General features: G+C 72.4%; 10 protein-coding genes and 1 riboswitch. Of the genes, 3 read left to right on the top strand and 7 right to left on the bottom strand.

Features of this window, described 5'->3' with window-relative positions; genetic code table 11:
• Window positions 1-121: 121 nt before the first annotated feature.
• Window positions 122-255: riboswitch (SAM riboswitch) on the top strand.
• Between the two features lie 13 nt (window positions 256-268).
• On the top strand, window positions 269-1,534 hold the full coding sequence (gene thrC, locus ABZX11_RS19955) for a threonine synthase (protein ID WP_033261177.1): 1,266 nt from the start codon (window positions 269-271) through the stop codon (window positions 1,532-1,534).
• Window positions 1,535-1,591: 57 nt separating this feature from the next.
• On the opposite strand, the gene ABZX11_RS19950 is transcribed toward thrC, so the two are convergent.
• From ABZX11_RS19950 to nadD, 7 genes are all read right to left on the bottom strand, one after another.
• Window positions 1,592-3,964 (bottom strand): ComEC/Rec2 family competence protein, encoded by a 2,373-nt coding sequence (locus tag ABZX11_RS19950; RefSeq protein ID WP_354914777.1) that lies wholly within the window; start codon window positions 3,962-3,964, stop codon window positions 1,592-1,594.
• Window positions 3,965-4,973: 1,009 nt separating this feature from the next.
• Entirely contained in the window at window positions 4,974-5,690 is a 717-nt protein-coding gene (locus ABZX11_RS19945; protein WP_354914775.1) for a ComEA family DNA-binding protein, read from the bottom strand.
• Window positions 5,691-5,786: 96 nt separating this feature from the next.
• Window positions 5,787-6,638: a DegV family protein gene (locus ABZX11_RS19940; protein WP_176171768.1), complete on the bottom strand. Its 852-nt coding sequence runs from the start codon at window positions 6,636-6,638 to the stop codon at window positions 5,787-5,789.
• A gap of 4 nt (window positions 6,639-6,642) precedes the next feature.
• Complete coding sequence (gene octT, locus ABZX11_RS19935) at window positions 6,643-7,371, bottom strand: diglucosylglycerate octanoyltransferase (protein WP_176171769.1); 729 nt, start codon at window positions 7,369-7,371, stop codon at window positions 6,643-6,645.
• A gap of 3 nt (window positions 7,372-7,374) precedes the next feature.
• Window positions 7,375-7,989, bottom strand: a complete 615-nt coding sequence (locus ABZX11_RS19930; protein WP_176171770.1) for a histidine phosphatase family protein — start codon at window positions 7,987-7,989, stop codon at window positions 7,375-7,377.
• On the bottom strand, window positions 7,986-8,381 hold the full coding sequence (gene rsfS / locus ABZX11_RS19925; RefSeq protein ID WP_003067112.1) for a ribosome silencing factor: 396 nt from the start codon (window positions 8,379-8,381) through the stop codon (window positions 7,986-7,988). The genes ABZX11_RS19930 and rsfS overlap by 4 nt, the downstream gene beginning before the upstream one ends.
• A 60-nt stretch (window positions 8,382-8,441) precedes the next feature.
• Window positions 8,442-9,035 carry a nicotinate-nucleotide adenylyltransferase gene (nadD, locus tag ABZX11_RS19920; RefSeq protein WP_176171771.1) on the bottom strand — a complete coding sequence of 198 codons (594 nt, stop codon included), beginning with the start codon at window positions 9,033-9,035 and terminating at the stop codon, window positions 8,442-8,444.
• 185 nt (window positions 9,036-9,220) lie between these two features.
• On the opposite strand from nadD, the gene ABZX11_RS19915 reads away from it, so the two are divergent.
• A complete protein-coding gene (locus ABZX11_RS19915) occupies window positions 9,221-11,332 on the top strand; it encodes a RecQ family ATP-dependent DNA helicase (protein ID WP_354914772.1) in 2,112 nt (703 codons plus the stop codon).
• 99 nt (window positions 11,333-11,431) lie between these two features.
• The gene (locus tag ABZX11_RS19910) at window positions 11,432-12,718 is read left to right on the top strand and encodes an MFS transporter (RefSeq protein ID WP_354914770.1); all 1,287 of its coding nucleotides are present in this window, start codon (window positions 11,432-11,434) and stop codon (window positions 12,716-12,718) included.
• The last annotated feature ends 64 nt before the right edge of the window (window positions 12,719-12,782 follow it).

Raw genomic sequence — 12,782 nt, 5'->3', positions numbered from 1 at the left:
CTTGTGCGCCCGCTCCGGTGATGTCGGGCCGCCACCGTGGCACGGGCCGAGCGCGATGTCGTACGGTGTAGCCGAGGCAGCCGCCCCGGATCTCCGGCGCGTGGCACCGACAACCGAATACCGCTCATCCAGAGGGGCAGAGGGAACGGCCCGACGAAGCCCCGGCAACCGGCGTACAGCCTGTCATCCCGCGATCGCGGGATAGCTGACGACCACGGTGCCAATTCCGGCCCGCTTCGGCGGGGCAGATGAGGAAAGGAACCTCGCGATGACCGCCACCCTCGGCACGACCTCCACCACGAAGACCCCGGATCTCGGTCCGGCCGTCGAGCTGGTGTCGAAGGAAGAGGGCCACCGGCAGCCGCTCGCTCCGGAATTCGTCTCCGCCGAGGACTTCTCGCCGCTCGAGGTCGCCTACGACTTCGGCCGCGTCCGCCGCGAAGACATCGAAGCCGGCCCCAAGAACATCTGGCGCTACAAGAAACTCCTTCCCGTTCCGTCCAACGTCGAAGAGATCCCGAACACCGAGCCGGGCGCGACGCGGCTGGTGCGCGCCGACCGCCTCGCCAAGGAACTCGGCCTCAAGCGCGTGTGGGTCAAGGACGACACCGGCAACCCGACGCACTCGTTCAAGGACCGCGTGGTCGCCGTCGCGCTGGCCGCGGCCCGCGAGTTCGGGTTCGAGGTGCTCGCGTGTCCCTCGACCGGCAACCTGGCCAACGCGACGGCCGCGGCAGCGGCCCGCGCCGGCTGGCGGTCGGTCGTGCTGATCCCCAAGACCCTCGAGCGCGCCAAGATCCTCACCACCGCGGTGTACGACGGCGACCTCCTCGCCATCGACGGCAACTACGACGACGTCAACCGCCTCGCCACCGAGCTCGCCGGTGAGCACCCGAAGTGGGCGTTCGTGAACGTGAACGTCCGGCCGTACTATTCGGAGGGCTCGAAGACGCTGGCCTTCGAGGTCGCCGAGCAGCTCGGCTGGCGCATCCCGCCGCAGATCGTCGTCCCGATCGCCTCCGGTTCGCAGCTGACCAAGGTGGACAAGGGTTTCCGCGAGCTGGGCCAGCTCGGTCTCGTGGAAGCCAGCCCGTACAAGGTGTTCGGCGCGCAGGCGACCGGCTGCTCGCCGGTGTCGGCCGCGTTCCGCGAGGGCCACGACGTGGTCCAGCCGGTGAAGCCGGACACGATCGCCCGTTCGCTGGCGATCGGCAACCCGGCCGACGGGCCGTACGTGCTCGACATCGTCAACCGCACCGGCGGTGCGATCGAGGACGTCTCCGACGAAGAGGTCGTCGAGGGCATCCGCCTGCTGGCCCGCACCGAAGGCATCTTCACCGAAACCGCGGGCGGGGTCACCGTCGCCACGGCGAAGAAGCTGGTCGAGACGGGCAAGCTGGACCCGGACGCCGAGACGGTCCTCCTGATCACCGGCGACGGCCTCAAGACCCTCGACGCGATCGAGAACCACGTCGGCCCCAAGGCAACCCTGCCGCCGTCGGCCGCGGCCGTGAACGAGGCCCTCGGCTACTGAGCACCGCCCGGGGCGGGCACCTCGGCCCGCCCCGGGGCTCAGGCGCGCCGCGGGCTGTCACCGCCGGGGCGGCCCACGCGGCTCGCCCCGGCGCACTATTGCCGCTCCGGTGATCACCGCCGTGTCGCCGTCCAGGTCGGTTCGGGTGACTCGTGCGCCGAGCGCCACCAGCGTGTCCATTGTGGACTTGCTCGGGTGGCCGTATGTGTTTCCCGCGCCCACGCTGACCATCGCCACCCGTGGAGCCACCGCCGCGAGGAACGATGGCAGCGAGTAGCGACTGCCGTGGTGGGGTACTTTCAGCACCTCCGCTTTCAGATTGCCGATGTCGGCCAGCAGGTCGGCCTGCGCGGCCAGTTCGACGTCACCGGTCAGCAGGACGTGACCCGCCGGTGTCTCGGCCCGGAGCACCACCGAGCTGTTGTTGATCGTCGTGCCGTCCTGGGGGCCGTCCGCGCGGGCCGGGACGTAGCGCGGGCCCAGGACCTCGAGCGCCAGGCCGGGCCAGTCGAGCCGCTCGCCCGGGTTGAGCTCCACCAGCGGGACCGCCTGCCGGGCCGCCTCGGCGGCGACCTGACGCCACGCCCACCCCGGCGACCGCCCCGGGCCGACGGCGATCGCGCCGACCGTGCGGCCGTCGAAGACCGAGGCGAGACCGCCGATGTGGTCGGCATGCAGGTGGCTCAGGACCAGCAGCGGGATCCGGTCGACGGCCAGCCGGTGCAGGCACTCGTCGACCGGCCCCGGCTCGGGCCCGGCGTCCACGACGACCGCGCGCCCCGGATCGGCGGTGGCCAGCACGACCGCGTCGCCCTGTCCGACGTCGCACTCGACCATTGCCCAGTTCCGCGGTGGCCACGCCGGCGCCAGCACCCGGACGGGCACGAATACCAGCAGCGCACCGGCGACGAGCAGGGCCAGCAGCACCCGCACCCGCCGGTGCCGGACCGCGAGCACCAGCCCCACGAGGACGGCGGCGGCCAGGAGCCCACCCAGCCAGCCGCCCGGCCAGGCGATGACGGCGCCCGGGGCTCGCGCGCCGTGGCGGGCCACCGTGATCAGCCACCTCGCCTCGGGATCGGCCAGGTGCACCAGCACCTTCCCGGCGCCCGGCCACCACGGGCCGGTGACCGTCGCCAGCACGCCGAGCACCGTCGCCGGGGCCACCACGGGTGCGGCGAGGACGTTGGTCAGGACCGAGACCAGGCTCACCGAGCCCGCCATGCCCGCCAGGACGGGCGCCGTCACCAGGAAGGCCGCGAGCGGGACCGCCAGCCCTTCGGCGAACCCCGGCGGCACCCCGCGGCGGACCAGGGCGTCGGCCCAGCGGGGCGCGAGCAGGACCAGCCCGCCGGTGGCGCAGACCGAGAGCGCGAAGCCGAAGTCCGTGGCCATTGCTGGATCCGCCACCACCAGCAGGCACACCGCGAAGGCCAGCGCGGGGAGCGCAGATCCGCGGCGTCCCAGCGCCAGGGCGAGGAGAGTGACGGCGGCCATGACGCCCGCGCGCAGCACGCTCGGCTCCGGGCCGACCAGGACGAGGAATCCCGCCAGGCACGCCCCGGCCGCTGTGGCCGACAGCCGGGGGCCGAGCCGGAGCAGGCGCAACAGGAGCAGGACTGCCCCGCAGACGACCGCGAGGTTGCCCCCGCTGACGGCGGTGAGGTGCGCCAGCCCGGCGGCGACGAACTCCTGCTCGACGCGTGGGGACAACGCGCTCGTGTCGCCCAGGACCAGGCCCGGGAGGAGTCCGGCGGGTTCGTCCGGGAGGGCTTGGCACAGGTCGTGAAGGCCTGAGCGTAGTTGTGCTGCCGCCTGTTGCCACCATGGTGCCAGGCCGGGCGCGGCGGGTGGGCCGCGGACCGACAGCACGGCGACGGTCAGGTCCGCGCCTCGCGGGGGCATGAGCATGCCGGTTGCGGTGACCTCTTGGCCTGGCAGCAGGGGCGCCCACTGTGTGACTGGGGCCAGCAGCAGGATGCGACCGGTTGTGGAGACAGGCTGTCCGTCGACCGATGCCGTGTGTACGTCGGCTGCCAGCACCACCGATCGGGCTCCTGCTTGCTGGTCGGCGTATCCGGCGCTGCGTACGGGTTTCGGACGCTCGGCGATGGTGACTCGCAGCGCCGCCGGGCGACCTTCGGTCGCGGCTGTGCGAAGCTCGTCTCGCTGGGCGTCGCGGATCCGCCAGGAGATGGGGCCGGCAGCCAGGAGGCCCAGGATCAGGAGGGCTGCTGCGGTGTCGCGTGCCCGGGGGTTTCGTCGGGCACGCCATAGGATCAGGACGGCGAGGATTGCCGCGGCGAGGCCGGTGGCGAGTGCGATCCACCAGCCGAGGAGCAGGCCGGACAAGGCGGCCAGCCAGCATGCTGTTGCGGCTGGGATGAGCCGCATGTCCTGGCGGGTGTCGGGTGCGGGGATGGTGTTCATCCGGCCATCACCTTCGGGTAGCGAACACGCTTGCCCGCACCGGAGCAGACGCGGACCGCCCTCGCCTGCCGTTGCCTCCGCCGGTAAGCGGGCACGCCCGCCTGCCACTGCGAGACACGGGCGGAGGGCCTGCCGCCCACTCCAGCGGAAAAGGCCGTGCGGCTGCTGCTACGGGCCAGCGACAGCCTGCCGCTCGCTCCGGACAAGGGGACCGCTCGACTGGTGCCCCGGATGAGCGCCGACGACGACCCACCGCCCGGGAACTCTCCCCTGCCGCGCGGAAGGCGCATGTGCTGGCGGATATCGGGTGCGGGGGCACCCGGCGGCGCTCCCCTGCCATGCAGAAAGCACACGCCCTGGCAGGTGGCGCGGGCGCCTAGGGTCGCTCCCCCGACACGCCTAAGCCCCATGTCTTGGCGGGAGACGGGTGCGGGAAAGGTGCTCATCCGGCCGCCAACTCCAGGGACCGAACATGCTTGCCCACACTGGAGCAGACGTGAATCGCCGGCCGTAGCCGCTGCTGGCAAGCGAGCACGCCCGCCTGCCCCCGCAAGGCAGGGGCGGAAGTACTGCTCGCGCCGACGAAGAGGACCATCCGGCTGCCGCCACGGAGAGCCGGCGACAGCCTGCCGCTCGCACCGGCGAAGCGGACCATCCGGCTGCCGCCAGGGAGAGCTGGCGACAGTCTGCCGCTCGCTCCAGAAGACAGGGACGCCCGGCCAGCGCCCCGGATCAGGGCCGGCGACGACCCGCCGCGCGGAGACGCTCCCCTGCCACACGGAAGGCGCATGTCCTCGCTGGTGTTGGGTGCGAGGGCGCCCAGCGGCGCTCCCCTGCCATGCAGAAGGCGCATGTCCTCGCTGGTGCTGGGTGCGGGGGGCGCCCACGGGCGCTTCCTTGCCGCGCGAAAGGCGCACGTCCTGGCGGGTGTTGGGTGCGGGGTCGGCGCCCAGCGCGCTTTCCTGCCACGCGGAAACCGCCTGGCGGGCCTCGGGTGCGGGGATGGTGGTCATCCGGCCGTCACCTGCTCGCGGAGCTTCTCAAACCGGCTCTCGCCGATACCGTCGACGTCCCTCAGCTGCTCCACCTTGGCGAAGCCGCCGTGGTCCGTACGCCATTGGACGATTCGCTTGGCCGTTACCTCTCCCACTCCCGGAAGGGTGTCCAGCTGGTCGGCCGTTGCCGTGTTGAGGTTGAGTTTTCCTCCTGGCGCCGGGGAGCCTGGGTCCGGTGCCGGTGGGGCCGGGATGCCGACTGCCACCTGCTCGCCGTCCGCTACCTTGCGGGCCAGGTTCAAGGTTCCCACGTCCGCTCCCGGCTCGGGGCCTCCTGCCGCCCTCAGGACGTCCGCCACGCGGGCGCCCTGGGGGACCGTGATCAAGCCCGGCGAGCGGACGCGGCCGATCACGCTGATCACCAAGCCCGCCGGGGGCGCCGCGCGGGCCTCCGCCGCCGGTTTTGCCGCCGGCAGTGCCGGCGGTGGCTCGGGTGCCGGGCCGGTGCCGGCCAGTGCCACCGCTGCGAGGGTGATCGCCACCACCGCGGCCAGGACGCCGGCCAGTGCCCAGCGGCGGCGGCCTGCTCCGGCCGCTCCGCCCGGCAGCCAGCGCCGGATGAACCGGCCGCCCGGGCCGACCGTGCTCGCGTCGGGCGAGAGCTGGTCGGCCAGCCAGGACAGCCGGTCGTTGACGGGAGAGCCCGGATCCCGGGCGGACTGCTCGAACACACGATCGACGTTAGGGCCCGCGGGGAGGGGTCCGACAGGGGTGGCGTCGCGTCCTGTGGACAACCGGGGTGTTGTGGATGGTTTCCCGGAGCCGGGCTAGCTCGGGACCGTCCGCTGGACGACCACGCCCAGCACGCCGGGACCCGTGTGCGCCCCGATCACCGCCCCCAGCTCGGACACCACGCAGCCCGCCGAACGCGGCACGGCCTCCTCCAGGCGGTTCGCGAGCTCGACCGCCCGCTCCGGCGAGGCGAGGTGGTGGACCGCGAGCTCGACGTCGTCCTCGGCCGCCGCCTGGGCCGCCAGCTCCACCAGGCGGGCGATCGCCCGGTTCATCGTGCGGACCTTCTCCAGCGGCAGGATGCGGCCGTCGGACATGTGCAGCACCGGCTTCACCGCCAGCGCCGTACCCAGCAGCGCTGCCGCCGGGCCGATCCGGCCGCCGCGGCGCAGGTGCTCCAGGGTCTCCACCACGAACAACGTCGACGAGCAGCCCGCCGCCGTCACCGCCGCGGCCTCGACCTCGGCCGCCGAAGCCCCGGCGGCAGCCGCCGAAGCGGCGTGCAGCGCCGCGAACCCGAGCCCCATCGCGGTGGTCCGCGAATCGACGACGCGGACCCGCTCCGGGCCCACCTCCTGCGCCGCGAGCACCGCCGCTTCCCAGGTTCCCGACAGCTCGCGCGACAGGTGCACCGACACGACGGCGTCCGCGCCCTCGGCAAAGGCCGCCTGGTACTCCTTCACGAACTCGGTCGGTGTCGGCCGCGAGGTCGTCACGATCTTCCGCTGCTTCATCGCCTCCGCGACCGCCGCGGGCCCGGTTTCGACGCCGTCGAGGGAGACCACACCGTCGACCAGGACGTGCAGGGGCACCACCCGGACCGCGTGCCGTTCGGCGAAGCCCTCCGGCAGGTGGGCGGTGGAATCCGTGACTACGGCGACCGACACGCCGTCAGCCTACGTGGCCGGGGGCCGCCACCGGCGCCAGCAACGCGGACATCGCCTCGCCCACCGCGGCGTGCCCCGCCCAGCCCCAGTGCATGCCGTCCGGATTGCCCGCCCCGCTGAGCACGTGCTCGCCCACGACGGCTTCCAGGTCCAGCAAGGGCACTCCGGCCCGCGCGCTCCACGCGGTCATCGCCGCCGCCGCGGCCGGGCGCGCGGTGTGCACGCCGCCGTAGGCCGCCGCGCGGTGGACCGACGGCAGCCAGCCGAAGATCGGGAGCCCCGGCCGCAGCACGCGCAGGGCGCCCACGGCGGTGTCGAGGTACTGCACGGTGAGCTTCGCCGGCAGCACCGCGGGCCGCCCGCGCAGTGCCACCGCCAGCCGCGGTTGCGCCGCGAGGTAGGCCTTGCGCACGACGCGGCGCACCGGGTCGGGCCGCAGGTAGCGCAGGCCGGTGCGCAGGTACGTCGGCAGCGGCGAGGGCAGCGTGTCCATGCTGCCGATCGCGAACACGACCGCGTCGACGTGGTGCAGGTCGGCCCAGACCCGCGGGTCGCCGGTCAGCGACCACCAGGCGTCCCGTGCGTTCCAGCCGATGCCCGCGACCAGGTCCGCGGTGCCGCCCAGCGCGGCAGCGGCGACGTTCGGCCACAGCCGCGGTTCGTCCGCGGCGCAGGGCCCTTCCGGACCGTGAAAGCTCAGCGAATCGCCGAACACCAGCAGGCGCGGCCCCATCGGCTAGCCGTGCATCCCCGCGTTGTAGGCGTGCAGCCGCCACTTCCCGTCGCGGCGGCCCAGTTCGACCCAGTGGCAGTTCGAGATGCCGCCCAACGACGGCCAGGTCGCGACCGGCAGGGCCAGCAGCCGCGCGGTCAGCGCGATGATCAGCCCGCCGTGCGCGGCCAGCAGCACGGTGTCGCCCACCGCGGAATTGGCCTGCTGCAGGTCGGTGACGACCTCGACCGCGCGCTCGGCGACGTCGACCCGGCTCTCGCCGCCCGGCGGGGCCCAGGTCGCGTCCGTGCGCCAGTGGTCGCGTTCGCCGGGGTAGGCCTGGTCGACCTCTTCGCCGGTGAGCCCCTGCCATTCGCCGAGGTGTGTCTCGCGCAGCCGCTTGTCGATCCGCAGCGGGACACCGATGGCGTCGGTGAGCACGGTGGCGGTGTCGGTGGCCCGGCGCAGGTCGGAGGCGATGACGAGGTCCGGCGAGAAGCGGGCCAGCGCGGGCACCGCGAACCGGGCCTGGTTCCAGCCGCGCGGGGTCAGCGCCGAGTCGAGGTGACCCTGCATCCGCCCGGCGGCGTTGTAGTCCGTCTCACCGTGCCGCCAGAGCACCAGCCGCCGCGGGCTCACGGGACGTCCGGGTCCTCGTCGGCGGGTGGCTCCTCGAGGCCGGCCACCTCGATGCGCGGGCAGTCCTTCCACAGCCTCTCGAGGCCGTAGAAGGTGCGCTCTTCGACGTGCTGGACGTGCACGACCACGTCGACGTAGTCGAGCAGGACCCAGCGCCCTTCGCGGGCGCCTTCGCGCCGGACCGGCTTGTGCCCGCTCTCGCGCAGTTTCTCCTCGACGTTGTCGACGATCGCGCCCACCAGGCGCTCGTTGGACGCGGAGGCGATGACGAAGGCGTCGGTGATGACGAGCTGTTCGGACACGTCCAGCACGACGACGTCGCTGGCCTTCTTGTCCGCCGCCGCGTGGGCGGCCGCTACGGCCAGCTCTCGAGCCTCGGACGTGGCTGCCACGGTGCTCCTTTTCCAGATCGGGTTCGCCCGAGAAGGGTACCCGCAGGCACCGGCAGGGGTTCAGTCGCTCTTCCGGTAAAGGTCCTTTTTGGCGATGTAGCGGACGACGCCGTCGGGCACGAGGTACCAGACCGGCTCCCCGCGTTCGACCCGGTCACGGCAGCCCGTGGAGGAAATCGCCATCGCGGTGACCTCGACCAGGCTCACCTTGCCGCTCGGCAGGTGGTGGGAGTTGAGCCGGTAACCGGGCCGGGTGACGCCGATGAAGTGCGCGAAGTCGAACAGCTCCTCGGCCTTGTGCCAGGTCAGGATCTGTTCGAGCGCGTCGGCGCCGGTGATGAAGAACAGCTCGTCTTCGGGGTACTCGGCGTGCAGGTCACGCAGGGTGTCGACGGTGTAGGTCGGGCCCCCGCGGTCGATGTCGACGCGGCTGACGGAGAAGACCGGGTTGGACGCGGTCGCGATCACCGTCATCAGGTAGCGGTCCTCGGCCTTCGTCACCTCGCGGGCCGTCTTCTGCCACGGCTGCCCGGTGGGGACGAAGATCACTTCGTCGAGCCCGAACCGGGACTGGACCTCACTGGCCGCGACGAGGTGGCCGTGGTGCACGGGGTCGAAGGTGCCGCCCATGACCCCGATCCGCCGTGGTGACATGACCGGAGAGCCTATACAGCGGAGGGCCGGGATTCGGGGTGCTGTGCGCCACCTCGCCCGACCGGGAAGTCTACCGGTCAGTACGCGTGATTCAGGTCACATTACGGCCCGTATGCGTCCGGAACCCTCCGTTCGCGGCGCCGCCGATTCCCGGTCTGTCGGTGTCATGGGGTAGACGTGGGGACGTGGACACGACCAGCACCACCTCAGCACTCCGCGACCGCGCCGAGACCCTCCTCCGGGCACTGGCCGGCGACGCGGCGAAGCTGCGCGAAGACCAATGGACGGCCATCGAGGCCTTGGTCGCGCAGCGGCGCCGCGCGCTGGTCGTGCAGCGCACCGGGTGGGGCAAGTCGGCGGTGTACTTCCTGGCCACGGCGTTGCTGCGCGAGCAGGGCAGCGGGCCGACGGTCATCGTCTCGCCCCTGCTCGCCCTGATGCGCAACCAGATCTCGGCGGCGGCGCGGGCCGGGATCCACGCGGCGACGATGAACTCGGCGAACCCGCAGGAGTGGGACCAGGTCCAGGCGGCGGTCGCGGCGGGCGAGGTGGACGTCCTGCTCGTCAGCCCCGAGCGGCTCAACAACCCGGACTTCCGCGACAACGTGCTGCCGAAGCTGACCGCGAGCACCGGGCTGCTGGTGGTCGACGAGGCACACTGCATTTCGGACTGGGGCCACGACTTCCGGCCGGACTACCGGCGGCTGCGCACGCTGCTGGGCGATCTCCCGGAAGGCGTGCCGGTGCTGGCGACGACGGCGACGGCGAACGACCGCGTGGTCACCGACGTCGCCGAGCAGCTGGGCCTCGGCACCGGCGGGGACACGCTGGTGCTGCGCGGCAGCCTCGACCGCGAAAGCCTGCGGCTGTCGGTGTGCCGGCTGCCGACGTCGCAGGCGCGGCTGGCCTGGCTCGCGGAGCACCTGGCCGAGCTGCCGGGTTCGGGGATCATCTACTGCCTGACCGTGGCGGCGGCGCACGACGTCGCTTCGCTGCTGAAAGACCGCGGATACCCGGTGGCGGCCTACACCGGCAAGACCGACCCGGCCGACCGGCAGGCGGCCGAGGACGACCTGCTCGGCAACCGGGTCAAGGCCCTGGTCGCGACGTCCGCGCTGGGCATGGGGTTCGACAAGCCGGACCTCGGGTTCGTCGTGCACCTCGGCGCGCCGTCGTCGCCGATCGCCTACTACCAGCAGGTCGGCCGCGCGGGGCGTGGTGTGGAGCGCGCCGAGGTCGTGCTGCTGCCCGGTGAGGAGGACAAGGCGATCTGGGCGTACTTCGGGTCCCTGGCCTTCCCGGACGAGCTTCGGGTGACCCAGGTGCTGAACACCCTTTCCTACGCCGACCGTCCGCTTTCGACGGCCGCACTGGAGCCGTCGGTCGAGCTTTCCCGGTCGCGGCTGGAAATGGTGCTCAAGGTCCTGGACGTCGACGGCGCGGTCCGGCGGGTGAAGGGCGGTTGGACGAGCACGGGTGAGGAGTGGCAGTACGACCGCGGGCGGTACAAGCGGGTGGCGGAGGCGCGCGATCGCGAGCAGGAGGCGATGCTCGGTTACCTCGCCACCGGCGGCTGCCGGATGGAGTACCTGCGGCGCCAGCTCGACGATCCCGAGGCGGCGCCGTGCGGCCGGTGCGACAACTGCACCGGGCAGCACTGGGACACGTCGGTGGCCGACGACGTCGCCGAGGCGACCCGCGAACGGCTGCAGCGGCCCGGCGTCGAGGTCGCGCCGCGGAAGCAGTGGCCCACTGGGATGTCCTCTTTGGACGTTCCGGTGTCCGGGCGGATCTCGGCCGACGACCAGGCCGAGCCGGGCCAGGTGCTCGGGCGCCTCACCGACGTCGGGTGGGGCAACCGGCTGCGGGAGCTCGTCGGTCCGCAGGCGGCGGACGCCGAGGTGCCGGACTCGGTGTTCAAGGCGTGCGTTCAGGTGCTCGCGGGGTGGCAGTGGGCGCAACGGCCGGTCGCGGTGGTCGCCGTTCCGTCGGAGACGCGCCCACAGCTCGTGTACAGCCTGGCGACGCGGCTGGCCGAGGTCGGCAGGCTGGACTTCCTCGGGGCGCTCGACGCCGAGGGGCCGCCCCCGCGTCAGGCGAACAGCGCCCAACGGCTGGCGGACCTGTGGCGACGGCTGAGCATGCCGACCGACCTCGCGGACGTGCTGCCGTCCGGGCCGGTGCTGCTGGTGGACGACGTGATCGACACGGGCTGGACGATGACGCTGGCCGCGCGGCTGCTGCGGCGGGCCGGGGCGCCCGCGGTGCTGCCGTTCGCGCTGGCCAGCACGGCCTGAGGAAGGAGGAGCACGAGCAAACCAAACAGTCAGGATCTTTCGCACTGCGAAGGAATGTGGCAAAGTCCCGTTCCACCTTCGGGTGACGTGGAGGCCGCCATGACCGAATCCGCCGTCCAGGTGTCGCAGCGCCACCGGCTGCCGGTGCGCAAGCTGTTCGCGGCGAGCGCCGGCAACGCGCTGGAGTGGTTCGACTGGACGATCTACGCGACGTTCAGCATCTACTTCGCCAGTGCGTTCTTCCCCGCCGGGAACGACACACTCGCCCTGATCAACACGTTCGCCACCTACGCGCTCGCGTTCTTCTTCCGCCCGCTGGGCGGGGTGCTGCTCGGGCGCTTCGCGGACACGCGCGGGCGGAAGCCGGCCATGATCCTCACCATCCTGCTCATGGCGGGCGGGTCGGTGGCGATCGGGCTGCTGCCGACGTTCGCGCAGGTCGGGTGGCTTGCGCCGATCCTGCTGCTGCTCGCGCGTGTCGCGCAGGGGCTGTCGCTCGGCGGGGAGGTGTCGAACGCGTCGGCCTACCTGGGCGAGATCGCGCCGCCGGAGCGGCGTGGCCGGTACTCGGCGTTCTTCTACATCTCGACCGGGTCGGCCGTGCTGGTCGCGACCGTGCTCGGGTTCGTGCTGGCCCGGACGCTGGACAAGGCGCAGCTCGCGTCGTGGGGCTGGCGGCTGCCGTTCCTGCTGGGCGGGGTCTTCGGCCTGGTCGGCCTGTGGCTGCGGCGGAGCATCGCCGAGACCGAGCTGTTCGAGCAAACGAAGGCGAAGGCGCGCAAGCTCGAACGGCCGCTGCTGACGACGCTGACGCACCACCCCAAGGCCGTCGGCAGGCTCGTCGGCTTCACGATGCTCTCGACCCTCTGCTACTACACGTTCTTCAGCGCGCTGACGTCGTTCGCGGTGAAGAACCGGCACGCGGACGCGGACGCCGTCTTCCTCGCGTTGTCGGTCGGCACGGCGTTGTTCATCGCGCTGCAGTACCCGATGGGCGCGCTCGCCGACCGGGCCGGGCGGAAGCCGCAGCTGCTGGTCTGGTCCGGGGTGACCGCGGTGGTCGTCGTGCCACTGTCCACTTTGATCGGTCCGGACTTCGGCGGGCTGCTCGTGGTGTTCTGCGTCGGGCTCGGGTTGTACACGGCCATGACGTCGATCGCGCCGGCCATCATGAGCGAGCTGTTCCCCACCGAACTGCGCGCGCTGGGCATCGGGGCCTGGTACAACCTGACCGTCGCGATCTTCGGCGGCACCGCTCCCCTGCTCATCACCCTGTTCGGCGCGGTCTCGCAGACGCTCTACTTCTGGTACGTCGCCGTGGGCGCCGCGATCGCGTTCGCGGTGATCCTCACGCTCCCGGAAACGAAGGGCAGCGAGCTGCGGTAAACCCTTCGTCGTCGGCCGGTCACGCTCGCTACGCTGCGGGCTTCCCGCGACCGAGCCGAAGGAG

This window comes from Amycolatopsis sp. NPDC004169, from assembly GCF_040610315.1.
Lineage (GTDB): Bacteria > Actinomycetota > Actinomycetes > Mycobacteriales > Pseudonocardiaceae > Amycolatopsis.
The sequence above is the reverse complement of the archived record's forward strand: the minus strand, read 5'-3'. Positions and strand labels throughout refer to the sequence as shown.